Raw genomic sequence first — 24,794 nt, 5'->3', positions numbered from 1 at the left:
AGGATGTTCATGTCAAGCTTAAAAGATAATTATCAGTCTAAAGTGAAAACGTATCAGCCCACTCCGCCTTATGTGCTGAACTGTTTAAAAGCGTTTCTCGTCGGCGGGCTGATCTGCATGATCGGCCAGGCGTTCCAAAACTTTTACATGGCCGTTTTTCATTTTGATGAAAAAACAGCGGGAAATCCGACGGTCGCCACGCTTATTTTAATATCTGCCCTGTTAACAGGGCTCGGAGTTTACGACAGAATCGGGCAGTTCGCCGGCGCCGGTTCGGCCGTTCCGGTGACGGGATTTGCCAACAGCATGGCGAGCGCGGCGCTCGAGCATAAAAGCGAAGGATATGTCCTCGGCGTCGGCACGAACATGTTTAAACTCGCCGGAAACGTGATCGTCTTCGGCGTTGTCGCAGCGTATATTGTCGGAATTATCCGCTACGCTTTTGACAAGCTGTTTTAGGAGGAAGATGTCATGAAAACAACGGGAAAGCAAACATGGGTGTTCCAAAACCCGCTGTTTGTCAATTCAAGCGGCACAGCGGTTGGTCCAAAGGAAAAGCAGGGTCCTTTAGGACATTTATTTGATCAAACATACGATGACATGCACTGCAACCAAAAAAATTGGGAAATGGCCGAGCGCAAGCTGATGGAGGATGCGATCGAATCAGCATTGACTAAACAAAACCTGAAAAAGGATGACATCGACATCTTTTTGGCAGGCGACCTGCTCAATCAAAATGTGACCGCCAACTTTGTGGCAAGGCATTTGAAGCTTCCGTTTCTTTGTTTATTTGGGGCCTGCTCCACTTCAATGGAAGCGATTGCGCTCGGTTCGGCGCTGATTGACGGCGGCTTTGCAAAACGCGCCCTTGCTGCGACGAGCAGCCACAATGCAACGGCTGAACGGCAATTTCGCTATCCGACGGAATACGGCGGGCAAAAGCCAGGCACCTCAACCTCTACTGTAACGGGAAGCGGAGCGGTGGTGCTCAGCCAACATCCGGGCGGGATCAAAATCACGAGCGCGACCATCGGAAAGGTCATCGATTTTGGAATCACCGATTCGCAGGACATGGGATCAGCGATGGCACCCGCTGCCGCCGATACGATCAAACAGCATCTCGAGGATCTCGGGCGCACTCCGGATGATTACGATTTGATCCTTACCGGCGATCTTTCCGGCGTAGGAAGCCCGATTGTAAGGGATCTGTTAAAAGAAGAAGGGATTCGTGTCGGCACAAAGCACAATGACTGCGGGCTAATGATCTATACGCCCGATCAGCAGGTGTTTGCAGGAGGAAGCGGATGCGCCTGCTCGGCTGTCGTCACCTTCGCCCATATTTTTAAAGAAATCGAAGCGGGAAGATTAAACAGGGTGCTTGTCGTAGCCACGGGTGCACTCTTGAGCCCGACCGTTGTTCAGCAGAAGGAGTCGATTCCGTGCATCGCCCACGGCGTTGTATTCGAACGGGCCGAAGGAGGGAACGCGTAATGGAATACATCATTGCGTTTATCGTCGGCGGCTTGATTTGCGTGGTCGGACAGCTCCTGCTCGATGTATGCAAAATGACGCCGGCGCATGTCATGTCAACCTTTGTCGTAGCAGGAGCGATCCTGGACGGCTTCGGCATCTATGACCGGCTCATCGAGTTTGCCGGGGCGGGCGCGACCGTGCCGATCGTCAGCTTCGGGCATTCCCTGTTGCACGGCGCGATGCACCAGGCTGAAGAGCACGGTTTTATCGGAATCGGAATGGGGATATTTGAGCTGACGTCCGCCGGTATATCCGCTGCCATTTTATTCGCTTTTCTCGTGGCTGTGATTTTTAAACCGAAAGGATAAGGAACAATGACAGCAAAACGCAAAGTCATTTTGGTAACAGACGGCGATATCTATGCTGCAAAATCGATTGAATATGCGGCAAGGCAGATCGGCGGCCGCTCGATTTCCCAGTCGATGGGAAACCCGAGCGTGAAAACGGGCCCCGAGCTCGTATCGATGATTCTTGAAACGCCGCATGATCCCGTGTTTGTAATGTTTGACGATTCCGGCCTCCAAGGGGAAGGACCTGGAGAGACGGCGATGAAGTATGTGGCTGCACACCCTGATATTGAGGTGCTCGGCGTCATCGCCGTCGCTTCGAAAACCCACTACGCGGAGTGGACAAAAGTAGATGTGTCGATTGATGCGGAAGGGGAGCTGACGGAGTTTGGAGTCGACAAGTACGGAGTCAGGGAATTTGATGTCAAACGAATGAGCGGAGATACGGTTTACTGCCTTGACCAGCTTGATGTGCCAATCGTCGTCGGAATCGGCGATATCGGAAAAATGGGCAGGAAAGACGATGTAAAAAAAGGGTCGCCGATCACAATGAAGGCGGTCGAGCTCATTTTAGAAAGGAGCGGGTATGATGAGTGCACAGGAAAAAGAGAAGACAAGAGTATTCCATGATCCTTCTAAGAATGAGTCATTTTTCAAACAGCGGGTCGGGATGGGAGAAAGTTTTGACCTCGGAGTCAGGAAGGTGTTTGTCCTCGACCGGGAAATCCAGATTTACTATGTAAACGGATTGTGTGATACGCAGTACATCATTCACCTGCTGAGGGAACTGGTTCATTTGAACGATTCGGAAAAAGAATCAGGCGAAGCCGAAGATATCGTTGAAAACAGGCTGCTGAACCAACAGGTGTCAAAAGCGAAAACGCTTGATGAAGCGGTCGACCAAGTACTGTCAGGACTGGTCGCTATCATCGTCGAGGATGCGGGCTTTGCTTTTATCGTCGATGTCAGAAGCTATCCCGGAAGGACGCCGGAAGAGCCCGACACAGAGAAAGTCGTCCGCGGAGCAAGAGACGGACTCGTCGAAAGCATTATCGTCAACACAGCCTTGATCAGACGGAGAATCAGGGACGAACGGCTCAGGTATAAAATGCTTCATATCGGAGAACGCTCCAAAACGGATATTTGCCTTTGTTATTTGGAAGATGTAGCAGACCCCGATCTTGTTGGCATATTAAAAAAAGAAATCGAAAATGTAAAAATCGACGGTTTGCCGATGTCTGACAAATCGGTTGAAGAATTCATCGTCGGGCAGGGCTTTAACCCTTTTCCGCTCGTCAGGTATACGGAAAGAGCCGATGTTGCCGCAAGCCACATCTTGGAAGGGCACGTCATTATTATTGTTGATACGTCGCCGAGCGTCATCATTACGCCGACTACACTGTTTCATCATGTCCAGCATGCGGAAGAGTACAGACAGGTACCGGCCGTGGGAACGTTTTTACGCTGGGTCCGCTTTTTCGGCATTCTGGCATCGACGTTTTTGCTGCCGCTGTGGATGCTGTTTGTCATTGATCCTTCGCTTCTACCGGAAAATTTGAGATATATCGGCTTAAACAAGGACTCCCACATCCCGATTATTATGCAGATTTTTTTAGCTGACCTTGGGGTCGAATTTTTAAGAATGGCGGCCATCCATACGCCGACGCCGCTTTCGACAGCCATGGGCTTGATCGCCGCCGTCTTAATCGGAGACATCGCGATCAACGTCGGCCTGTTTTCTCCTGAAGTCATTTTATACGTCTCGCTGTCTGCCATCGGAACATATACGACGCCAAGCTATGAGCTAAGCCTGGCGAACAAAATGGTGAAGCTCTTTATGCTCATATTGGTGGCGCTGTTTAAAGTGGAAGGGTTTGTCATTGGATTTACGATCTTAACGATGATCATGGTCTCGATCCGTTCTTTGGAGACGCCGTATCTTTGGCCGTTTCTCCCGTTTAACGGCAAAGCGTTTTGGAACGTTCTCGTGCGCACTTCTGTTCCGGGAGCCAAAGTCAGACCGAGCATCGTTCATCCGAAAAACAGGGTCAGACAGTGAGTCGTATCTTTCGAGGCTAATCAAGCCTCTTTTTCTTGTTTACGGGTGATATCTCTGCGTATAAGGCTGCATGCCTCTGTATTCATTGGCCGATATAGCAACGGCACGCAGGCTGCAAACATTGTTTGGCCTTCTGATGGGATAGGCGATATACAGCATTTCCCGGCCGTAAGGGTCAATGGCTGATGAATGGAGGAAAACTTCTGTTCCTCTGCGCCAGTATCTCGTATTCGCCGGAGCCGTAATGATTTGCCCTTCGAACGGCTCATAAATTCTATAGTCATACGCGCCGTCATCATAAGAATGGTCCGTAACATCAGAATGTGTATAAGGATAAAAATCTTGATACATACGAAAAACCTCTTTTCATCGTTTTTCTTGGCTTTATGCTTATGTATATATGCAGGTTAATGCCCAGCCGTATAGGCAAAGTCCTAGGTCAGCCGCTTTTATTTTTTCATGTGCAGGAATGTTGCTGATGCCTATTTCTATCAATTGCGGTTTTCTGTTATGCTATAAAAAATAGATGTTGGCTGCAGATTCACTGTCAAATGTAAATTAAGAAAATTTGAACAAAATGATGGTTTAGATTTTTGGACGAAATGTTATAATACACAATAAGAAATTGTAATACATTAAGCGAAAAAGATGTATCGGGCAGTGATCCGGACTGTCCCTTCCACTTTTGTAGATAGAGAAAGAGGGAATGACAATTGTTTTTACACGGTACAAGCAGACAAAATGAAAACGGACATCTCGAAATCGGAGGTGTCGATGTTTTATCATTGGCAGAAAGATATGGAACTCCCCTTTACGTATACGATGTCGCTTTAATACGGGAACGCGCCAGAAAGTTCCAGGAAGCTTTCAGGGAAGCCGATTTGAAGGCGCAAGTCGCATATGCAAGCAAAGCGTTTTCTTCGGTTGCGATGATTCAGCTGGCCGAAGAAGAAGGGTTGTCATTGGACGTTGTATCAGGAGGGGAGCTTTTTACAGCGATCAAAGCAGGGTTCCCTCCGGAACGGATTCACTTTCATGGAAACAACAAAAGTCCGGAAGAGCTGCAGATGGCGCTTAACCATAACATAGGCTGCATTGTGCTGGATAATTTCCATGAGATTTCGATCACGGAGGAGCTCTGTAAGCATGCGGGACAAACTGTGGACGTTTTGCTCAGAATCACCCCCGGTGTCGAGGCGCATACGCACGATTATATTACGACGGGGCAGGAAGATTCGAAATTCGGCTTTGACCTGCATAACGGACAGGTGGAACAAGCGATTGAGCGGGTTCTTCAGTCACCTGCTTTCCATTTGCTCGGCGTGCACTGCCATATCGGTTCGCAAATCTTTGATACCGCGGGATTTGTACTTGCGGCAGACAAAATATTTGAAAAGCTTGCGGAGTGGAGAGACGCCTATTCTTATACTCCGAAAGTGCTGAACCTCGGGGGCGGCTTCGGCATCCGCTATACAAAAGAGGACGAACCGCTCGCCGCCGATCATTACGTCAAAAAAATCATTGAAGCGGTCAAAGCAAACGCCGAGCATTTCGGCTTTAACATGCCGGAAATCTGGATTGAACCCGGCAGATCGCTTGTCGGGGACGCAGGAACGACGCTTTATACGATCGGTTCGCAAAAACAAGTGCCAGGCATTCGCAAATATGTGGCGGTCGACGGGGGCATGAACGATAATATCAGACCGGCGCTTTACGAAGCGAAGTACGAAGCAGCGCTGGCGAACAGAATGGATGCTGCCTGTGATGACACGGTATCTATAGCGGGTAAATGCTGTGAAAGCGGCGATATGCTCATTTGGGATTTGCAAATCCCAAAAGCAAAAGACGGCGACGTTCTGGCCGTATTCTGTACAGGCGCTTACGGCTACAGCATGGCCAACAACTACAACCGCATCCCGCGCCCTGCCGTCGTGTTTGTCGAAGACGGGGAAGCGCAGCTTGTCATTCAGCGGGAGTCATATGAGGATTTGGTCAAACTCGACTTGCCGCTGAAATCGAAAGTGAAACAATCGTAAAAGAATAGTGAAAGCCTGCAGGGACAAATCCTGCAGGCTTTTTTTATGATGACCGGAATTTGGCGGGCTGATGGAACGCCTTTTTTTATATCAAAAAGCTGCCGGGATCGTAGTCTCGGGCAGCAAGGCTTTATTTATGAACCAACTTTTTCCGCTTGGCGCATTCGCTTTTACTGTATGCTCTTTTTGCCTGTGATCGGTAATTTTAATGATGTAAATATACCGGCCGCTTTCTTTTTTCAGCTCAGATGATTTCACCGTGCCTTTGCATGTTTTTAGCGCGACTGAATGAGCTGTATGTCTTGTTTCACCACTTTGCCGCTCTCGCCGTTTACTTTTACAGAATGCGCATTGCCGTCTTGTCCAGGATGTTGATAAACCCCGTTTTTAAGTTCTGCAGATTTGCATTTCATTAAAGTGATGGAATGGGCTTTTGTTTTTGAAATGGCGACTTGTTTTTTTGGGACACGTTCTTTCAAATCCGCTTGCCAAAAGAATTCAGCACTTCCTGGGGAAAGGAAGTGTTTTTTTTATGAAAAAAGAACAGGTTCTGTATAGAACAGCATACAGGATAATTGTATATAATATTGGGAATTTAACAAAAACTTAATAAAGGAGATGGTTCAACTTATGATTCAAAGGAAGCAAGATGCTGTGTATTCCGAAGTAGAGGCGGGGTAGATGAAACCGACCAAAGTATCCCTACCCCGCCGTATGCTCCAATGCCTGAAGCAATGTGTTGATTGTAACACAGCAAACTGTTTTACATCAATAAACAGTTTTGTGAATATTTTCTTAATTCCTTTTGTGATTTTGATCCCGTCTTTTGCACTGGCTCATGACGGAGGGCCGACTGTGCTCTCCGACGATAAATATGCAAATTTCGAGGAGTTAAAACAAAATGAAGATCCTTCAGTATACCGAATCGCGACAAAGCAAGCAGGCAGCACGATGTTGATCTTGGCCATTCACGGCGGCGGAATCGAGCCTGGAACAAGCGAAATTGCAAACGAACTCTCGCGCACGTATTCCATGTATTTGTTTGAAGGATTGAAATTATCGGGGAATTCAAGCCTCCATATTACGAGTACCCATTTTGATGAACCGGGGGCGCTTGAGATGGCCGCCGGGCATCAGTATATTTTGTCGCTTCACGGATACTATGCTGAAGACCGCAATATCAAAGTGGGCGGCACAGACCGCAATAAAATGAGCAAATTGGTTGATGAATTGCATCAAGCAGGCTTTGCCGCCGAAATGCTTGGGCCAGGTGACAAATATGCGGGAACGAGCCCTGATAATATTGCCAACAAATCGATAACAGGTTTAAGCATTCAGCTCGAAATGAGCACAGGTTTTCGAAAGTCTCTGTTTGATACGTTTACATTAAAGGACAGAGCCTTGACGCAAAATGAGGACTTTTACCGGTTTACGGAGGTTCTGTCGCGGTTTATCAAGGACCATTACGACCCCCTTCACGCCTGACGCCCGCCAATGAAGAAAACACCCCCTTATGAGAGGAGGTGTTTTCCGTGTTCATTACCCGTTTGATTCTGTTGTTCCGCCTCCGGTAAATATGGAAACGATCGCGTTCCAGAGGGAGACAAAGAAATCGATCACTTGTTGAATGAAGTTTTTGCCTTCATCAGAGTTGATGAAGTTCGCAATTTTGTCTTTCGCTTTGTTGAGCTGGTCTCCAACCTGATTCCAGTCAATATTGATGTTTTTCATATTGTCGAATAAAGAGATAAGCGACTGCTTTTGGTCGTTCGTCAGTGTTACGTTTAATTCGGAAGCAGCCTGATCAATCTTTTTCTCCAATTCGTCCTGGGATTGCGGGACGCCGTTTTTCGCGATATCTTCTTTGACTTTTGCCATTAACGCTGACGCGTTTTCATCGCCGATTTTTTGGCCGAGCTTGGACGTGGTGACAAGCTCTTCATTGGCGACCTTTTTAACGTCGTCCGGAATTTTTTGATCAGATGATGTTTCATAAGCTTTCATTAACCCGGTCAGCGCAGCCGTTCCGGATACTTTAAACGGAGCGGTCACGTAAACTTTTGCATCCTTGACCCCGGCCGTCATCAGCGCGTTTAAATACATTTCATCCGTAATCTTGCCGATATTGTTTGTTTTGACTTCCAAACCGCTGCCTTCTTTTGCGACTGTAATCGATGAAGAAGAAATCGCTCTCGTTCCGATATCTGCTTTTGGTATATAATCTCCTAAATATTTATGCTCCTCAGCATTCGTCACCTCAATAATTGTCGCATTTTCAGGCGCATTCATTTCGTTCAGCACTTTTTGTCTGTCTTGAGCTGACAAGTCTTTACCGAGTGTAATGATCACGTCTCCAACTGCGGAGTCAGCATAGCTTATCTGCGGCATGATAAGCAGAAACAATGCTGTACAAATTCCAAGTATTGATTTTTTCAAGCTGTATGCCCTCCTTAAAAATGCAGGCTTCAGGCAGAAGATTGCTGTTCGTTTTGGGGAGAAGCCTGCCGGAACGATACCTTTATTCGCGATTCGTTCCGACAATATAGACGGATGAAAAGAGCGGGAGGTTTCAATTAAAATTTGCCTTTTTAATAGATTGAGAGTCCGGGGTTTAGCCATGCTCCTTTTGAAGTTGGCTCAGTGATTCCCTTCTATGCTATAATGAGCCTTGTGAAAACGAAAGGAGAGAATCATGATGGCTAAAAAAGGATACATACAATTAACAAACGGCAAAAAAATCGAGTTTGAATTATATCCGGAGGCAGCTCCAGGCACTGTCGCCAACTTTGAAAAACTTGCAAACGAGGGCTTCTATGACGGCCTGAAATTCCACCGCGTCATCCCGGGCTTCGTCAGCCAAGGCGGCTGCCCGTACGGTAACGGAACTGGCGGGCCGGGCTATACGATTAAATGCGAAACAGAAGGGAATCCCCATAAACACGAAGCCGGTTCTCTCTCTATGGCACATGCCGGAAAAGATACAGGCGGCAGCCAATTCTTTATCGTGCACGAACCGCAGCCTCACTTAAACGGCGTTCACACCGTTTTCGGAAAAGTCACCTCCGGCTTTGAAGCGGTCACTTCAATGGAGCAGGGGCAAGGAATGGAAAAAGTCGAAGTATTCGACGCATAAGGTAAGAAACAGTCCGCAGGTTGCGGGCTGTTTTTTTGCTGATGAACGGCGGATTCTCAAGTTGCCTTGACAAATAAGGCTCTATGTACCCTCACCGAACAGATTTTGATCAGCCTCGTAAATAAAAACAATTCTTATCAAAAAACAATTGTAAAAAAATGTCCCTTTATGTAAAATATATTCATCGATGCGCTGCATAAAGAACGTCAACTTGCTAAATGAAAGGGGCGGAAGGATTGGCTGTAAAAATTCCATCGGCGTCAGTAGGGGTTAAAATCAATGATTGGTATAATGCAATACGCAAATTCAATGTAACGGACGCGGAAATGCTCAAGGCAGAAATTGAGCGCGACATATTCCGTATGGAAGAAGATCAGGATTTATTATTGTATTACGCCTTAATGGAATTCAGACATAGAATCATGCTTGACTATATTAGACCTCTGGAAGAAGAAAAAGTTTCATCAGAATTTTCTGAAATATTAAAAGATATCGAAGATAAACAAGGCAAGCTGACGGGTTTGCTTGACTATTATTTTAACTTTTTCAGAGGGATGTACGAATATAATAACCATGACTATATTAAAGCAATCTCCTTCTACAGGCGTGCAGAAAAGAAGCTCCTGCATGTGGAAGACGAAATCGAAAGAGCGGAATTTCATTTTAAAATGGCTGAAATCTTTTATCATATGAAGCAAAGCCATGTGTCAATGAACTATGCGCTCCAAGCCATTGAGACGTATCAGGCGCATGAGACTTACAAAGTGCGGAGAATTCAATGTGAATTTGTGATTGCCGGGAACTACGACGATTTGGAATCGAGCGAAAAAGCACTGCCGCATCTTGAAAACGCCCTGAAGCTTGCCCGGGAAGAAGGCCAGCGGATTTTAGAAGGACATACTTTTTATAATTTGGGAAACTGCTATTACAAGATGAGGAAAGCAGATCAAGCAGCTGAATACTTTCACAAGGCTGTTGTGATTTATAAAGAAGAGACTTCTGATATTCTCCCAAAAGCATGTTTCAGTCTTGCCCTTGCGTATTTTAAGCTAAAGCAAAACGAACAGGCTCATGACATGTTTAACGAAGGCTTTAGAATCGCTCAACAATCAAATGATCCGATATATATATCAAAATTTCATTTCTTACAAGCTATATATATAAATGAAGACGGTATGGACTCATTATCGGAGACTTTTCAGCTGATGGAGTCAAGAAAAATGTATCCGGACATAGAAGACCTGGCTTTAGAAGCGGCTGAATACTATAATGAAATTGGGCGTTTGAGCGATTCGGTTTATTTCTATCAAATCGTATTCAACGCCCGCAAACAAATCAAAAAAGGGGACTGGTCGTATGAAGTCTAAGCTGTTGTTAACCGCCGCTGCTTCAGTCATTGGATTGTCTTTAACAAGTCTTGCGCTATCGGCAAAGACAGAAGATGTGAACACGGCAGAAAGAAATGTGACATCTAATACATCCCCGGTTCAAATCGCTGAAAGGAACGTAACATCGAAGCCATCCGCCCCGATTCAAACAGCGGAAAGAAACGTAACATCGAAACCGTCTGCACAGATTCAAACCGCAGAAAGAAATGTGACATAAAGGCATTTGACAGGAAAAAACGGCAGTGCTTCGCAGGCGGAGCACTGCTTTTTCGCTTTCAGTTTTCGGCGCGACACGCATAATTCATAAAGTGTGAGAACATTATAAAGTTACTATAAGATCAAGGAGGAAAGAGAATGGCATTAGTCCCTTATGATCCATTTAAACATTTGAATACCGTCAGAAGGGAATTTGATCGGATGTTTGCGGATTTTCCGGCAACTTTCGGAGGGGAACACGGCTTTGGCGATATTCGGGTAGACGTGCACGAAACTGAAAGTGAAATCGTAGCTTCCTGCGATATTCCCGGGCTCGAAAACAAGGAAGATGTTCATATTGATGTCGAAAACAATATGCTGCATATCAGCGGCTCAGTAAACAGATCAAACGAAATAAAAGAGGAAAACATCCACCGGAAAGAACGGTTTGTCGGGCGTTTTCACAGGTCGGTCACGCTGCCTGAACCCGTCTCGACTGAAGGGATCAAAGCGTCCTATAAAAACGGGGTGCTGGAAGTAAGAATGCCGAAAGACACGCAGGAGCTGAAAAAAAGAATAGACGTCGAATTTCATTAAGATGAGATCCCTTGAGTCAGAAATCTTTTTTTTGAAACAAATAGCAGAAACACTCGTATATTGTTAGAAGAAACCGAATCATGTTTATAATAAATCAAAACGAAAAGCGGCAAACGACATAGGTCTTTGGTTTTAATTAAATCGATGAGTCTTTTGGCATGCTTAGGTATCGGAAAAAGGAGGCCGTTTCTGATGAGCAAGAAAAGTTCTTAAAGATTCCTGGTAACCGTCAGAAAAGGGACCGTCCTATATAGGCGGGGATGAAGCCGTTCATTTTATTTTTGGAAATTATATCATCTTTTTGTCGCGATTTTTATCTTGTTTTACCATGTGCCCCGGAAAACAGAATGTACATTCGTAGGTTATTAGGAGTATTTCGAGGGGAAATGAAACGATTTGGCTTCATTTTGCGTTATACTTAAAAACCACGTATTTTCCGTCTGAAACGAATATGTTTTGATTTCATCAATTGAAGGGGAAAAACATATAGATAGTTCAGAACGTGTTCTGGAGGTTTTGATCATGGGGAAAATAAGAGTCAAGCTTACAATCCTGCTTGTGTTGGCGGCTGTCTTGGCAGGAGGCTTTTATTATTTAAAAAACGGAAGTATGAAAGATGTTTCGACGGCGCTCAGCCAAACGGTTTCATCTGAAGAAAAAAACTATACCGTTTACGAATATAAAATCACTAAGATCGATGGAACGGAGTATCAAGGAATTTCGGATAACGGCACAAAGATTATCTTTAATTCAAAAAATCTTGATCAAAAGCTGTCCGACATTAAAGAAGGAGACAAGGTAAAGGCTTACTTCAGCAATGCTAACAGAATTGACGGGTTGATCAGAGTCGTCAAAGTCACAAATTAACTCCCCTTGCCGCAAGGGGAGTTTTTATATGGCAGATTTGTTTTCATTGCAATTTGAATTTTCTGCGGCTATAATACGCATAAGGACAAGAAAATATCGATTGTATCCTTCGGGGCTGGGTGGAAATCCCGACCGGCGGTAGTAAAGCGATTACGCTTTAGAGCCCGTGACCCGCTTTTGCTTATGCAGGCGGTGGATTCAGTGAAAAGCTGAAGCCGACAGTGAAAGTCTGGATGGGAGAAGGATGATGAAAACTATGTAAAAAAACTGTAGCGCATAGTTTTATTTCTCATGCATGAAAATCAGACCCCGGAACGAATATTCCGGGGTTTTTTGTGTGATGCTTAAAAGAAGGGAGGGAATACGATGACTGATGAGCACTATATGAATCTCGCATTAGAGCTTGCAAAGCAGGGCGAGGGCCAGACGCGCGCAAACCCGCTTGTCGGAGCGGTCGTCGTCAAAGACGGACAGATCGTCGGAATGGGCGCGCATTTAAAATACGGCGAAGCGCATGCCGAGGTGCATGCCATTCAAATGGCGGGCCGGCATGCAGAGGGAGCGGTGATATACGTCACGCTTGAACCGTGCAGCCATTACGGGAAAACGCCGCCTTGTGCCGAGCTGATTATTCGCTCCGGTTTGAAGAGAGCGGTTGTTGCAGCCGAAGACCCGAATCCCCTTGTATCGGGAAGGGGAATCAGCATGCTGAAAGAAGCGGGGATCGAAGTCGCAACAGGCGTTCTCAAAGAACAGGCGGAAGAGCTGAATGAAAAATTCATGCATTTTATGCGGACGGGAATGCCGTATGTCACGCTGAAAGCCGCGGTAAGCCTCGATGACAAAACCGCCACGGTAACCGGTGACAGCAAATGGATCACCTCAAAAGAAGCCAGGCTGGATGCACACGCATACCGGAAAAATCATCAAAGCATTTTAGTCGGCGTAGGCACCATCAAAGCGGATGACCCGAGTCTGACATGCCGCCTGCCCGATACGGCACATCAGCCGGTCCGTGTAATCCTTGACACGAATTTGACGATCCCGCCTGGCGCGAAAGTCATTCATGACAAAGCAGCGCCTACTTGGATTTATGCAGGCGCCAATGCCGATCCCGAAACCGTCCGGTCTCTGGAAGACAAAGGCGTTCGGGTCACTGTGCTGGACACGGAGACGATTTCCGTGCGGGATGTGCTTTTGCACCTGGCGGAAAACGGCATCACATCGGTGTATGTCGAAGGAGGATCAACCGTTCACGCAAGCTTTGTCAAAGAAAGGCTTTATCAAGAAATCATCTTCTATCTTGCCCCAAAATTAATCGGAGGGCTCTCTTCTCCCAGCGCCATCTCCGGTGAAGGCTTTCAATCGATGAAAGATGTCCCCTTATTACGATTCACATCCATAACCAAAATCGGCCGGGATTTGAAACTTTCGGCAAAACCTTTAACAGAATAGGGTGGTGACCCATGTTCACAGGCATCATTGAAGAAATCGGAACGATCAAAGACATGAGAAAGACGGGAAACGCCATGTCTTTAGTCATTGCATCGAGAAAAGTGACCGAGGATGTCAAGCTTGGTGACAGCATTGCGGTCAACGGAGTCTGCCTGACCGTCACCGGCTACAAAAAAGATCAGTTCACAGCAGATGTCATGCTTGAAACGCTGAAAGCAACATCGCTCGGCGCTTTAAAAATCGGAAGCTCCGTCAATCTTGAAAGAGCCATGGCAGCAAACGGCCGCTTCGGCGGGCATATGGTGTCGGGGCATGTTGACGGCACAGCTTCCATTGTAAGGATAGAAAAAGCGGAAAACTCCATATACTATGATTTAAAACTGGACCCCGAGCTTGCCGAAATGCTCGTTTTGAAAGGCTCAATCGCTGTTGACGGCGTAAGTTTGACGATATTCGGCTTGACGGACGATGAGGTTACAGTTTCGCTCATTCCGCATACGCTTGACGAAACGATTTTTTCCGAAAAAAAGGTCGGAAGCATCGTCAATGTTGAGTGCGACATGATCGGCAAATACATCTACCGGTTTCTCCATCGGGCAAAGGAAGAAAAACAGACGAAAACAATCACTGAAACGCTTTTAAAGGAAAACGGGTTTTAAACGAAAGGAGGAGCGGCTTATGTTTCATACAATTGACGAGGCCATACACGAACTGAAACAAGGTAAAGTCATCATCGTCGTCGATGATGAAGACCGAGAGAACGAAGGCGATTTCGTCGCGCTGGCTGAACACGCAACACCGGAGGTAATCAACTTTATGGCGACTTGCGGCAGGGGGTTGATCTGTGCGCCGCTCAATGAAGAGATCGCTTCAAGGCTCGACCTGCATCCGATGGTGGACGAGAATACCGACTCCCACCACACCGCTTTTACGGTCAGCGTCGATCACCGCGATACAAAGACAGGAATCAGCGCCCAGGAACGGTCATTGACCGTAAGAGCCCTTATCGATAGACACGGGCGTCCCGAAGATTTTAAAAGACCCGGCCATATCTTCCCGCTGATTGCGAAAAAAGGCGGGGTATTAAAAAGAGCAGGGCACACGGAAGCGGCGGTCGACCTCGCCGAGGCATGCGGTTCCGTACCTGCAGGCGTGATTTGTGAAATCATGAATGAAGACGGCACGATGGCAAGGGTTCCCGAATTGAAGAAAATCGCCGATCAGCACGGTTTGAAAATGATTACGATCAAAGATTTAATTAAGTACCGCTACAGCAAGGGAACGCTGATCAACCGCGAAGTAAGCATTACACTTCCGGCGGATTTCGGGACGTTCAAAGTGTTTGGCTACACGAACGACATCGATCAAAAAGAGCATATCGCCCTTGTAAAAGGCGATGTCCCGTTTGGCGATGAGCCGGTGCTTGTCCGCGTCCATTCAGAGTGCCTGACAGGCGATGTGTTCGGTTCGCACCGCTGTGACTGCGGTCCGCAGCTTGCTGCAGCGCTTTCGCAAATTGAAAAAGAAGGGCGCGGTGTGCTCGTTTACTTAAGACAGGAAGGGCGCGGCATCGGCCTGATCAATAAGCTGAAGGCGTACAAGCTTCAGGAAGAAGGGTATGACACGGTCCAGGCGAACGAACAGCTCGGTTTTCTGCCCGATTTAAGAAATTACGGAATCGGCGCCCAAATATTGAGGGATCTCGGCGTGAAAAACATGAAGCTTTTGACGAACAACCCGAGAAAAATCGCAGGGCTTGAAGGATACGGCTTGACGATTGCTGACAGAATACCGTTGCAGATGGAAATGAATAAAGATAACGAAAACTATTTGAAAACGAAAAAAACAAAATTAGGTCATTTGCTTCATTTTTAATATAAAAACATTCACAAAAAAGGACGGGATTCATATGAATAAAATTGAAGGTCATGTAATTGGAACAGATTTGAAAATCGGTATCGTTGTTTCAAGATTCAATGATTTTATTACGAGCAAACTGTTAAGCGGGGCGGAAGATACGCTGATCAGACACGGGGTCAAATCAGAGGACATTGATGTTGCTTGGGTTCCCGGCGCGTTTGAGATTCCATTGATCGCAAAAAAAATGGCTGAAACGAAAAAGTACGACGCCGTGATCACCCTCGGAACGGTGATCAGAGGTGCGACAAGTCATTATGATTATGTGTGCAACGAAGCGGCAAAAGGAATTGCGCAGAGCAGCATGTCAACGGGCATTCCGGTCATCTTCGGCGTGCTGACGACAGATACGATCGAACAGGCTGTTGAACGGGCTGGAACAAAAGCCGGAAATAAGGGCGCCGAAGCCGCCGCAGCGGCGATTGAGATGGCGAACCTGACCCGGTCGCTTCATTAATTTCCCGAAAAAGAGTTTAAAAAGGTTATAAAAATGTTTATAATGTGATGTGAAGCGACCAGCCTTCGTTAAGATCCACATTTTGATATATTGAGGGGTATTTATGTTAATTCGTTATAAAAAGTCATTCGAAAAGATTGCGATGGGTCTCCTTTCGTTCATGCCGAATGAGAAGGACGTCAAGCAGCTTCAGCAGACAATGAAAGACTATGAAACGGACACTGACAGACAGCTGTTCCTTTGGAAAGAAGAAGAGGACATTGTCGGCTGTGTAGGGGTTGAAAAAAAAGATGAAGAAGTTGAAATCAAGCATATCAGTGTCAATCCGTCTCACCGTCACCAAGGAATCGGCAAAAAGATGGTTTCCGCCCTTTCACAAATGTTTGAACCTAAACCGCTGGTTCCGAATGAATTAACAAAAGGATTCTTTAAACGCTGTCAGGATCACGAAAATGAAGACATCACATATAACAAATGAGCAGAGGCAATTCATTAGCCTCTGCTCTTTTTTCGCCGCGCGATTTCCTTCTCCCTTTCAGCAAGCACGTCTGTCCGGTCTCTCAGCCTGTGTTTATGAATTAGGAAATCATCCGTCATTCGGCTGTTTTGCCCCCAATGGTAGGATTTCTGCTCGCACTCTCTCAGGCAGGCTTCGATCAGCGCTTCATCTGTGACGGGGAGCATGATGCTTTCGTAAGGCGAATGTGCTTCTATATGTTGAAGAGTCTCCCGCAGAAGGCTGACCAAGCGCTCATGATCTAAGCCGAGAGACTCGACGGCAGCTTTTTCGGCTTCAAGAATACGGATGCTGTTTGCCATCAGCCTCTTCGCTCCTGTGAAATTGTTTCTCCGCTGATGATAGAGGGCGACGGCAAGCTGAATCAAGCCGACCCAATAGATTTTCCGTTTTCCCGGAGGATCCTTTTTCCAATGCTCCTCCAAAATTTCATGGCACTCAAAATAATCTCTCGCGCCGTGAAACTCGGTTAAGTAATCGATATAGCTTTCGGGATACATCTGACATCCTCCTTTTGCCCTTCCGTTCAAGTGTATCACAGAGAAGAGACGGAGGAAAAATCATGCCTGCACCCCGGCAGGCGGCAGACGAAAAGCATGAACGAACCGATTTAACAGATCCAGGCCGCTCCTGCAATAACGGAATGACAATCAAAGCGAATCTTCCGCCGTAAGCGATGCCTCCCATGCTGTTTTCTCCTATTCCATCAACGATTTTATCCGGCTTTTCTATGTGCGTTTATCTCAATCTGTATAGGCGGAAGCCGTCGTTTCTTAAATTATGTTGGACTTCATGCAGACGCGTAATTTATACTTAAGGGTAGCCAGTTTGAAGCCGGCTTAGAAGCGATTTGAAAATGGTGAGAAATGATCATGGAATATCAGGTGAAGATCGAGGCGTTTGAAGGACCTTTAGATTTGCTTTTGCACTTAATCAACCGGCTCGAAATCGACATATATGACATACCTGTTGCGAAGATAACCGAGCAATATTTATTATATGTGCACACGATGCGCGAGCTTGAGCTTGACGTGGCAAGCGAGTATTTGGTGATGGCCGCCACTCTCCTCAGCATTAAAAGCCGGATGCTCCTCCCGAAACAGGAGGAGGAACTGTTTGATGAAGAGATGCTGGAAGAAGAAGAGGATCCGAGAGACGAATTAATCGAAAAATTGATAGAGTATAGAAAATATAAAAGCGCCGCACAGGCTTTAAAAGAACGCGAAGAAGAGAGACAAAAATCATTTGCCAAACCGCCGAGCGATTTAAGCGAATACGCCAAGGAAGTCAAATTAACCGAACAGAAGCTCTCTGTTACGGTATACGACATGCTCGGCGCGTTTCAAAAGGTGCTGAACCGAAAAAAAATCAGCCGTCCTTCGGAAACGAGAATTTCCAGGCAAGAGATTCCGATCGAAGAACGGATGACCCAGATCGTCGAATGTTTGAGATCGTCGGGGAAAAGAATGCACTTTATGGAATTGTTCCCTTTCGAACAAAAACAGCATTTGGTGGTGACATTTTTAGCGATTTTGGAGCTGATGAAAAATCAGCTGGTCATCATTGAACAGGAACGCAATTTTTCTGATATTTACATAACAGGGAGTGAAGCGATTCATGACGCTTGATATCGTGAATTGGAAGGCTATCGTCGAAGCTTTGCTGTATGCGGCGGGAGACGAAGGCCTCACCAAAAAACAGCTGCTGTCCGTGTTGGAGGTTGATGAAACCGAACTTCGGGATATCATGCTGGACGTCAAAGAAAGCTACGAAAAAGAAGACAGAGGCATAGAGCTTGTCGAATATGCAGATACGTACATGCTTTCGACAAAAAAAGACTTTGCCGTCTATTTAAAAAAATTGATCGAAGCCCCGTCAAAAGGACTATCCCAGGCGGCCCTCGAGGTGCTGGCGATCGTTTCCTACAAACAGCCGATTACAAGAGCCGAAATAGAAGAAATCAGAGGAGTCAAATCAGAACGGATTCTCCAAAGCCTTGTCGCAAAAGCGCTTTTGTGCGAAGTCGGACGTGCGGATGGTCCCGGCCGGGCGATTTTATACGGAACGACCGAGACATTCCTTGAGCAGTTCGGCTTAAAAGCGATCGAGGAGCTTCCGCCTCTGCCTGAAAACGTCGAAGAAGACGGGGTTCAGGAGGAAGCCGATTTGTTTTTCGAGAATTTCAATCAAACGTTTGAAGATATAAAATAGATTCACGTTATATCTGAAGTATGATAATATATATTATCGTATTTTTTATGTTTATTTGAATACGATTGTAACAAAGCAATGAGGGGAAGGTTGCCGACACCAATGGAACATTCAATGGCAAGAGCCCAAACCGAGCAGGCACAAGAATTTTTATCACAGGCCGTTCAGACGTTGAGCGCATTTTTAAATGATACAACGCTCGCATCATTGGAAAAGGAAGAGCCGGGGCGTGGCGATTATTACCGCGAGATCCTCAGCAATTTAAGAAGGCTTTCGGTTTACTGTGAAGAAGGGCTTGAGGCCTGCCGCATCAGGCTGCAGCAGGAGCCTTTTCAGGATGCTGCCGCCGAAAGGATGCTCTATCAGATTTATCATCGATGCATAGAAGAATTTTTTACGCCGAAAAAAGATACGTGGTACGAAGACTCTAGAGCAGCGTATACGGGGAAAAATGCCATTCGCTTTCGCGAACCGGCACCAGCCTCATTAAAGAATTTGATGGCTTCTCTTGAAACTGGATATCAATCGATGAGAGAAGAATTGGAATACTACGGGACGGACTATCGGATGAAGATGGTTCAATCCAGATAAAAAGAAACTCTCCCTTTGCGGGGGAGTTTTTTTGCGGAAATCGGACAATTGGTGTTCATAACCGTAAGACAAGCGCATAAACTTGTACAAACCACAGGCAAGGACGTGAGAAGATGCGCTTTCTAAAACAAGCTGCAGCAGTGTTCATCACGTTTTCTCTTTTTTTCTCTTCGCATCAAAACAGTAAAGCAGAGCCCTTCATCGATGTCAGCGCAAAAAGCGCGGTTATCATCGACGGGAACTCCGGAAGGGTGCTATTTGCAAAGGATGAGCATACAAAACGGCGCATTGCCAGCATCACGAAAATCATGACAGCTATTTTAGCGATAGAGTCGGGAAAAATGGAGGAGACGGTAACGGTCAGTGACAGAGCGGTCCGGACTGAAGGGTCTTCCATCTATTTAACAAGCGGACAAAAGGTAAAGCTCAAAGACCTCGTATACGGTTTGATGCTGAGGTCCGGAAATGATGCGGCCGTGGCGATCGCCGAGCATGTCGGCGGAAGCCTGGAAGGTTTCGTCTATATGATGAATCAAAAAGCGGCAGATCTCGGCATGGAAAACACCGTTTTTCATAACCCGCACGGACTTGATGATCATAAAGATCACTATTCAACCGCTTACGATATGGCGCTTTTAACGAAATACGCGATGACGAATAAGACATATCGGAAGATCGCAGGCACGAAACGTTATAAAGCGGAAACGATGCAAGGCATCTGGAAAAACAAAAATAAGCTCCTGACCGGTCTTTACCGGTATAGCACCGGGGGCAAGACGGGCTATACAAAACTTGCGAAACGGACGCTCGTATCAACCTCATCCAAAGACGGAACAGATCTGATCGCCGTCACGATAAACGCACCGGACGATTGGAACGATCACATCGCGATGTTCAACTATGTGTACGATCATTATAAAACCTATGTACTCGCCAAAAAAGGCGACATCCCCGAACTGAAGGATACGTTTTATGGAACGAAAGCATTCATTAAAAGGGATGTTACATATTTGTTGAATGATGATGAAAAAGAAGACGTGAAAATCGAGACAAAGCTTCTTGAGCCGAAAAAAAAGTGGCGTAAAGACAAACGGGCGATTCCGGACATCGTCGGCGAAATGAATGTGAAGCTGGGCGGGGAAACGATCGCCAAACTGCCGGTTTATTACGAAAACGAGCGGAACAAAAAACCGAAAAAATCGTTTATGGAAACCTTTCAATCCGTATTTAAAAAAGCCGCAGGCGGTCCGTCATGGTCAATATAATCTGGGTAGCCTTAACCGTCATCGGCCTTGTTTTCGCGCTTTTAAACGGAACGGTTCAGGAAGTCAATGAGGCCGTCTTCAAAGGTGCAAAAGAGGCGGTCACGATCGCGATCGGACTGATGAGCGTCTTAGTATTTTGGCTGGGGCTGATGAAAATAGCCGAGCTGGCCGGCCTTCTCGAAAAATTCAGCCGCATGTGCCGGCCGTTCATCTCGAAGCTGTTTCCGGAGATTCCTCCGGATCATCCGGCGATGGGGTACATTCTATCGAATTTAATGGCCAATTTTTTCGGGTTGGGAAACGCGGCGACGCCGCTCGGCATTAAAGCGATGGAGCAAATGAAATCGCTGAACCAAAACCGGCCTGAGGCAAGCCGCTCGATGATTACGTTTTTAGCGGTAAATACTTCAAGCATCACCCTCATTCCGACGACGGTGATCGCCGTGAGGATGACGTACGATGCAAAAGCGCCGACAGATATCGTCGGTCCGACGATTTTGGCCACGCTCATTTCAGGAATCTTCGCCATCATCATCGACAGGTATTTTTATTATCGAAGAAATAAAAAGGGGTGAGCATTTGGAGTTCATCAATTGGCTTTCTTTAGCCCTTATTCCGTTTATCATCGCCTCGATTCTTTTATATGGCACGTGGAAAAAAGTTCCGACGTATGAGGCCTTTGTCGAAGGGGGAAAAGAAGGGATCCAAATCGCGTTTTCCATCATCCCGTACCTGGTCGGAATGCTCGTTGCGATCACGGTCTTCCGGGCTTCCGGAGCGCTCGATTTTTTTATGGATCTCTTAAAGCCGGTTTTTTCAGCCATCGGAATCCCGACGGAAGTCGTGCCGCTTGCTTTGATCCGTCCGATATCGGGAACGGCCGCTCTTGGCATGACGACCGATTTAATCGCTGTCCACGGACCGGACTCTTTTATCGGCCGGCTTGCTTCCGTCATGCAGGGATCGACGGACACGACCCTTTACGTCCTGACCGTCTATTTCGGAGCGGTTGGAATCAAAAAAATGGGGGATGCTTTAAAGGTGGGACTGCTTGCCGATTTAGCGGGGATTATCGCATCCGTCATCATCGTGACGCTGCTGTTTGGAAGCGCCTGAAAAAGGGCGCTTTTTTTTCTTTGTTAAAACCGTTTTACTTTTTGCGCCAGAAAGGATACATTTAAGTGCGGAAGCTGTGCTTTTTAAGACATGCTGCCTGCACAAAAGGCATGCTTGTTTGTTCGTATGGAAAAAAGTAAGATAATACATGAGGTGAAAGATATGGAACGACTTCAAAAAGTGATCGCTCACGCCGGAATTGCGTCGAGAAGAAAAGCGGAAGAGCTGATAAAAGAAGGGAGAGTGACCGTCAATGGCAAAACGGTCAGAGAGCTCGGCATCAAAGTGACAAGCTCAGACCGCATTGAAGTGAACGGAATCCAGCTGGAAAGCGAAGAACCCGTTTATTTTCTCTTTTATAAGCCGAGAGGCGTGATTTCAGCGGTCAAAGACGATAAAGGGCGGAAAGTGGTAACCGACTTTTTTCAAGAGATCCCGCAGCGCATCTATCCGATCGGGCGTCTCGATTATGATACGAGCGGACTGCTCCTTTTAACGAATGACGGCGAATTCGCCAACAAGCTCATGCATCCGAAATATGAGATCGATAAAACGTATGTGGCAAAACTAAAAGGAATTCCCGCAAAAGAACACTTGAAAAAACTGGAGCGCGGAATCCGGCTTGAAGAAGGTAAAACCGCTCCTGCAAAGGTCAAGCTGCTGTCCATCGATAAGAAAAAACAGACAAGCATCGTCCAGATCACGATTCATGAGGGACGAAACCGCCAAGTCCGCAGGATGTTTGATGCGATCGGCCATGAAGTGCTGAAACTGAAAAGGGAAGAATATGCTTTTTTGAACCTGAAAGGCTTAAAAACGGGAGAAAAGAGAGAGCTGACGCCTCATGAAGTGAAACGGCTCAGAGCAATGGCGGAGCACGGGAAACACGCTTTCTAAATTTTCACACAACCTTCAAAAAAGGAAAAATGTGTGTCAGATTAGAGATGCTATAATAGTACTGAGTGTCTAAATGAGGGGGCGGATTATGAAAAAAAAGCGTTTTTACATTCGGACAGTCATCCTTCTTGTACTGCTGGCTGCGCTCGGCTATACGCTCTACAGCGCTGTATTCGATGATAAAGAGAGCGTAGCGGCAGGGGAGAAGGCTCCCAACTTTTCGCTTGAGGATGTTAACGGCAACCGTCTGAAACTGAGTGATCTCAAAGGCAAAGGGGTGTTTTTAAACTTCTGGGGAACATGGTGTGAGCCGTGTAAAAAAGAATTTCCATATATGGCGAACCAATATAAGGAGTTCAAAGATCAAGGAGTTGAAATCGTCGCAGTAAACGTCGGTGAATCAAATCTGGCCGTCCGTAACTTTATGAACGATTACGGGGTCAATTTTCCGGTCGTCCTTGATAAAGACAGGCAGGTTTTGGATGCTTATGATGTCACGCCGCTTCCGACTACGTTTTTGATCAATCCGGACGGAAAGATCCTGAAGGTTGTGACAGGCACTATGACAGAGAGCATGATCCATGATTATATGAATATGATAAAACCTGAGAGGTCTTCATGATGAAAGAAATCAAATGCGAGTGCGGGCACGTGAATCCGCTTGGGACCGTTTTGTGCGAATCGTGCGGAAAGCCGCTGCAAAAGCAGGATGCCAAATTGCTGGACATGCGGTATGACGGGAGCGCGAGACGCTCACAAACGTATAACAAAACGATCGTCGATAAAATCTGGAACTTCTTTTCGTCTGTAAAGGTAGGCGTCTGGCTGATCGTCATTACCTTGACGGCATCGGCTTTCGGAACGATTTTTCCGCAGGAGATATTTTTGCCGCCGGGAGCGCAGGCTGATACATATTATAAGGAACAATACGGACTGATTGGACAAATCTATTATACTCTAGGATTTCATAATCTATACGCTTCCTGGTGGTTTATTATTCTGGTCGCCTCAATCGGCGTATCATTGGTCATCTGCAGCCTTGACCGGGTTGTCCCGTTATACAGGGCCCTGAAAAATCAGGGGGTCACCCGAAACCCGAACTTTATGGAGAGACAGAGGCTGTTCAGCCGGACGGAAACGGAGCTTTCCGAAAAGGTCAGGACGGACATCATCGAGAAATTGAAAAAAAAGCGCTACCGGGTAAAAGAGGAAAACGGCAATCTGTTTGCCGAAAAAGGCCGCTTTTCGAGATGGGGGCCGTACGTCAATCATATCGGGCTGATCATTTTCCTCATCGGCGTCATGCTCCGCTTTGTTCCGGGCATGTACGTCGACGAAAGTCTCTGGATCAGAGAAGGCGAAACCGCTCCGATCCCGGGAACAGACGGGCAGTATTATTTGAAAAGCAACAAGTTTACGAAGGAAATGTACAACAGCGAAAATGAGAAAAAGGTATTTTCAGAGGCCATCAACAAAGCGGGAGACGGGATGGTCGCCAAATCGTATCAAACCGATGTCGAGCTATATGAAAGAAAAGACAGCAGTCTGCCCGGCGAATCGCCAAAGTTAAAAAAAGTGAAAAACGGCAAAATCAAAGTCAATGATCCGCTGAAATTCGGTTCCTATGCGCTTTATCAGCTCACCTACAAGGAAGGCGAGCTTAGCAAAATGGTGTTTCAGCTGATCGAAAAAGACACGGGGAAATCGTTCGGGAAGGTGTCAATCGATCTGTTCGAACCGAAGCAGGACTATGATCTTGGCAACGGTTACAAAGTGCATCTGGCAAGCTATCTTCCGGATTTTTATTTCAATAAAGACGGAGAGCCGAGCACGAAAACGAGAAACCCGAACAATCCGGCTTTTGTTTTCCAGATCACCGCTCCTGACAAGCCCGGCGGGGAGAAAAGCTTTGTGGCGATTCAGGAGACGATAGAAGGATCTAAAGACAACAAATATAAAATGAAATTTGACCATGTGGAAACAAAGAACCTGTCAGGGCTGACGGTCAGAAAAGACTTGACGCTGTGGGTATTGATGCTCGGCGGTGCCATCTTTATGATCGGGGTCATACAAGGAATGTACTGGCACCACAGGCGGATTTGGCTGCGCTCGATAGACGGGAATGTGCTCGTCGCCGGCCACACGAACAAAAACTGGTACGGACTGAAAAAAGATCTGCAGGCCGTACTGGCCGATACGGGAATATCCGAACCGGCTGATCAAAAAGAACTGCTCAAAGAAGAAAATAAACAGCCAGCATAGGGAGGGGTTTT

30 protein-coding genes and 1 riboswitch are annotated in these 24,794 nt (G+C 46.5%); of the genes, 26 read left to right on the top strand and 4 right to left on the bottom strand.

Annotated features, from left to right (window positions below):
* Positions 1–9 precede the first annotated feature (9 nt).
* The 5 genes from spoVAC to AB447_RS03485 are packed head-to-tail and all read left to right on the top strand — an operon-like array spanning position 10 to position 3,879.
* A complete protein-coding gene (gene spoVAC, locus AB447_RS03505; protein WP_046129807.1) occupies positions 10–459 on the top strand; it encodes a stage V sporulation protein AC in 450 nt (149 codons plus the stop codon).
* A gap of 12 nt (positions 460–471) precedes the next feature.
* Positions 472–1,491, top strand: a complete 1,020-nt coding sequence (spoVAD, locus tag AB447_RS03500) for a stage V sporulation protein AD (protein WP_048352877.1) — start codon at positions 472–474, stop codon at positions 1,489–1,491.
* Positions 1,491–1,841, top strand: a complete 351-nt coding sequence (spoVAE, locus tag AB447_RS03495) for a stage V sporulation protein AE (RefSeq protein ID WP_048352878.1) — start codon at positions 1,491–1,493, stop codon at positions 1,839–1,841. The genes spoVAD and spoVAE overlap by 1 nt, the downstream gene beginning before the upstream one ends.
* 6 nt (positions 1,842–1,847) lie before the next feature.
* Positions 1,848–2,450 carry a stage V sporulation protein SpoVABEA gene (gene spoVAEA, locus AB447_RS03490; RefSeq protein ID WP_048352879.1) on the top strand — a complete coding sequence of 201 codons (603 nt, stop codon included), beginning with the start codon at positions 1,848–1,850 and terminating at the stop codon, positions 2,448–2,450.
* Positions 2,410–3,879: a spore germination protein gene (locus AB447_RS03485; RefSeq protein WP_048352880.1), complete on the top strand. Its 1,470-nt coding sequence runs from the start codon at positions 2,410–2,412 to the stop codon at positions 3,877–3,879. The genes spoVAEA and AB447_RS03485 overlap by 41 nt, the downstream gene beginning before the upstream one ends.
* A 39-nt stretch (positions 3,880–3,918) precedes the next feature.
* Here AB447_RS03485 and AB447_RS03480 read toward each other — a convergent pair whose 3' ends face one another.
* Complete coding sequence (locus AB447_RS03480; protein ID WP_048352881.1) at positions 3,919–4,230, bottom strand: hypothetical protein; 312 nt, start codon at positions 4,228–4,230, stop codon at positions 3,919–3,921.
* Between the two features lie 362 nt (positions 4,231–4,592).
* Between AB447_RS03480 and lysA the strand changes: the two genes are divergently transcribed.
* Positions 4,593–5,915 carry a diaminopimelate decarboxylase gene (gene lysA, locus AB447_RS03475; protein WP_048352882.1) on the top strand — a complete coding sequence of 441 codons (1,323 nt, stop codon included), beginning with the start codon at positions 4,593–4,595 and terminating at the stop codon, positions 5,913–5,915.
* A 275-nt stretch (positions 5,916–6,190) separates the two neighbouring features.
* Here the strand turns inward: lysA and AB447_RS03470 are convergent, their stop codons facing one another.
* A complete protein-coding gene (locus tag AB447_RS03470) occupies positions 6,191–6,394 on the bottom strand; it encodes a hypothetical protein (RefSeq protein WP_053075364.1) in 204 nt (67 codons plus the stop codon).
* 202 nt (positions 6,395–6,596) lie between these two features.
* On the opposite strand from AB447_RS03470, the gene AB447_RS03465 reads away from it, so the two are divergent.
* The gene (locus AB447_RS03465) at positions 6,597–7,400 is read left to right on the top strand and encodes a poly-gamma-glutamate hydrolase family protein (RefSeq protein ID WP_048352883.1); all 804 of its coding nucleotides are present in this window, start codon (positions 6,597–6,599) and stop codon (positions 7,398–7,400) included.
* Between the two features lie 54 nt (positions 7,401–7,454).
* Here the strand turns inward: AB447_RS03465 and AB447_RS03460 are convergent, their stop codons facing one another.
* Positions 7,455–8,303 (bottom strand): DUF1002 domain-containing protein, encoded by an 849-nt coding sequence (locus AB447_RS03460; protein ID WP_411801417.1) that lies wholly within the window; start codon positions 8,301–8,303, stop codon positions 7,455–7,457.
* A gap of 307 nt (positions 8,304–8,610) precedes the next feature.
* Between AB447_RS03460 and AB447_RS03455 the strand changes: the two genes are divergently transcribed.
* From AB447_RS03455 to AB447_RS03410, 10 genes are all read left to right on the top strand, one after another.
* A complete protein-coding gene (locus AB447_RS03455; RefSeq protein ID WP_046129819.1) occupies positions 8,611–9,048 on the top strand; it encodes a peptidylprolyl isomerase in 438 nt (145 codons plus the stop codon).
* A gap of 236 nt (positions 9,049–9,284) precedes the next feature.
* A complete protein-coding gene (locus tag AB447_RS03450) occupies positions 9,285–10,415 on the top strand; it encodes a response regulator aspartate phosphatase (protein WP_048352884.1) in 1,131 nt (376 codons plus the stop codon).
* The gene (locus AB447_RS03445) at positions 10,405–10,653 is read left to right on the top strand and encodes a hypothetical protein (RefSeq protein ID WP_048352885.1); all 249 of its coding nucleotides are present in this window, start codon (positions 10,405–10,407) and stop codon (positions 10,651–10,653) included. Before AB447_RS03450 ends, AB447_RS03445 begins: the two co-directional genes overlap by 11 nt.
* A 137-nt stretch (positions 10,654–10,790) precedes the next feature.
* Positions 10,791–11,228, top strand: coding sequence for an Hsp20/alpha crystallin family protein (locus tag AB447_RS03440; protein ID WP_057957436.1), 438 nt, complete (start codon positions 10,791–10,793; stop codon positions 11,226–11,228).
* A gap of 522 nt (positions 11,229–11,750) precedes the next feature.
* Positions 11,751–12,095, top strand: coding sequence for a hypothetical protein (locus AB447_RS03435; protein WP_048352887.1), 345 nt, complete (start codon positions 11,751–11,753; stop codon positions 12,093–12,095).
* Positions 12,096–12,196: 101 nt separating this feature from the next.
* A riboswitch (FMN riboswitch) is annotated at positions 12,197–12,344 on the top strand.
* Positions 12,345–12,461: 117 nt separating this feature from the next.
* Positions 12,462–13,550 carry a bifunctional diaminohydroxyphosphoribosylaminopyrimidine deaminase/5-amino-6-(5-phosphoribosylamino)uracil reductase RibD gene (gene ribD / locus AB447_RS03430; protein ID WP_048352888.1) on the top strand — a complete coding sequence of 363 codons (1,089 nt, stop codon included), beginning with the start codon at positions 12,462–12,464 and terminating at the stop codon, positions 13,548–13,550.
* Between the two features lie 11 nt (positions 13,551–13,561).
* A complete protein-coding gene (gene ribE, locus AB447_RS03425) occupies positions 13,562–14,209 on the top strand; it encodes a riboflavin synthase (RefSeq protein WP_048352889.1) in 648 nt (215 codons plus the stop codon).
* A gap of 19 nt (positions 14,210–14,228) precedes the next feature.
* Positions 14,229–15,425, top strand: a complete 1,197-nt coding sequence (locus AB447_RS03420; RefSeq protein ID WP_048352890.1) for a bifunctional 3,4-dihydroxy-2-butanone-4-phosphate synthase/GTP cyclohydrolase II — start codon at positions 14,229–14,231, stop codon at positions 15,423–15,425.
* 34 nt (positions 15,426–15,459) lie between these two features.
* Complete coding sequence (ribH, locus tag AB447_RS03415; protein WP_048352891.1) at positions 15,460–15,924, top strand: 6,7-dimethyl-8-ribityllumazine synthase; 465 nt, start codon at positions 15,460–15,462, stop codon at positions 15,922–15,924.
* Positions 15,925–16,027: 103 nt separating this feature from the next.
* Positions 16,028–16,402, top strand: coding sequence for a GNAT family N-acetyltransferase (locus tag AB447_RS03410; protein ID WP_048352892.1), 375 nt, complete (start codon positions 16,028–16,030; stop codon positions 16,400–16,402).
* Between the two features lie 14 nt (positions 16,403–16,416).
* On the opposite strand, the gene AB447_RS03405 is transcribed toward AB447_RS03410, so the two are convergent.
* Positions 16,417–16,941, bottom strand: a complete 525-nt coding sequence (locus AB447_RS03405) for a DUF309 domain-containing protein (protein ID WP_048352893.1) — start codon at positions 16,939–16,941, stop codon at positions 16,417–16,419.
* Positions 16,942–17,310: 369 nt separating this feature from the next.
* On the opposite strand from AB447_RS03405, the gene AB447_RS03400 reads away from it, so the two are divergent.
* From AB447_RS03400 to resB, 9 genes are all read left to right on the top strand, one after another.
* Positions 17,311–18,069, top strand: coding sequence for a segregation/condensation protein A (locus tag AB447_RS03400; RefSeq protein WP_156183593.1), 759 nt, complete (start codon positions 17,311–17,313; stop codon positions 18,067–18,069).
* On the top strand, positions 18,059–18,652 hold the full coding sequence (gene scpB, locus AB447_RS03395; protein ID WP_048352895.1) for an SMC-Scp complex subunit ScpB: 594 nt from the start codon (positions 18,059–18,061) through the stop codon (positions 18,650–18,652). Before AB447_RS03400 ends, scpB begins: the two co-directional genes overlap by 11 nt.
* Before the next feature lie 102 nt (positions 18,653–18,754).
* Positions 18,755–19,243: a YpuI family protein gene (locus tag AB447_RS03390; RefSeq protein WP_048352896.1), complete on the top strand. Its 489-nt coding sequence runs from the start codon at positions 18,755–18,757 to the stop codon at positions 19,241–19,243.
* A gap of 113 nt (positions 19,244–19,356) precedes the next feature.
* A complete protein-coding gene (locus AB447_RS03385; RefSeq protein WP_048352897.1) occupies positions 19,357–20,508 on the top strand; it encodes a D-alanyl-D-alanine carboxypeptidase family protein in 1,152 nt (383 codons plus the stop codon).
* Complete coding sequence (locus AB447_RS03380; protein WP_048352898.1) at positions 20,496–21,083, top strand: nucleoside recognition domain-containing protein; 588 nt, start codon at positions 20,496–20,498, stop codon at positions 21,081–21,083. The genes AB447_RS03385 and AB447_RS03380 overlap by 13 nt, the downstream gene beginning before the upstream one ends.
* A 4-nt stretch (positions 21,084–21,087) precedes the next feature.
* A complete protein-coding gene (locus tag AB447_RS03375; RefSeq protein WP_048352899.1) occupies positions 21,088–21,624 on the top strand; it encodes a spore maturation protein in 537 nt (178 codons plus the stop codon).
* Positions 21,625–21,786: 162 nt separating this feature from the next.
* Entirely contained in the window at positions 21,787–22,521 is a 735-nt protein-coding gene (rluB, locus tag AB447_RS03370) for a 23S rRNA pseudouridine(2605) synthase RluB (protein WP_048352900.1), read from the top strand.
* Between the two features lie 85 nt (positions 22,522–22,606).
* Positions 22,607–23,143 (top strand): thiol-disulfide oxidoreductase ResA, encoded by a 537-nt coding sequence (gene resA, locus AB447_RS03365; protein WP_096892169.1) that lies wholly within the window; start codon positions 22,607–22,609, stop codon positions 23,141–23,143.
* On the top strand, positions 23,143–24,783 hold the full coding sequence (gene resB, locus AB447_RS03360) for a cytochrome c biogenesis protein ResB (RefSeq protein ID WP_048352901.1): 1,641 nt from the start codon (positions 23,143–23,145) through the stop codon (positions 24,781–24,783). The genes resA and resB overlap by 1 nt, the downstream gene beginning before the upstream one ends.
* Positions 24,784–24,794: the final 11 nt, after the last annotated feature.

The sequence above is a fragment of the Bacillus glycinifermentans genome, from assembly GCF_001042475.2.
Classification (GTDB): Bacteria; Bacillota; Bacilli; order Bacillales; family Bacillaceae; genus Bacillus; species Bacillus glycinifermentans.
The sequence above is the reverse complement of the archived record's forward strand: the minus strand, read 5'-3'. Positions and strand labels throughout refer to the sequence as shown.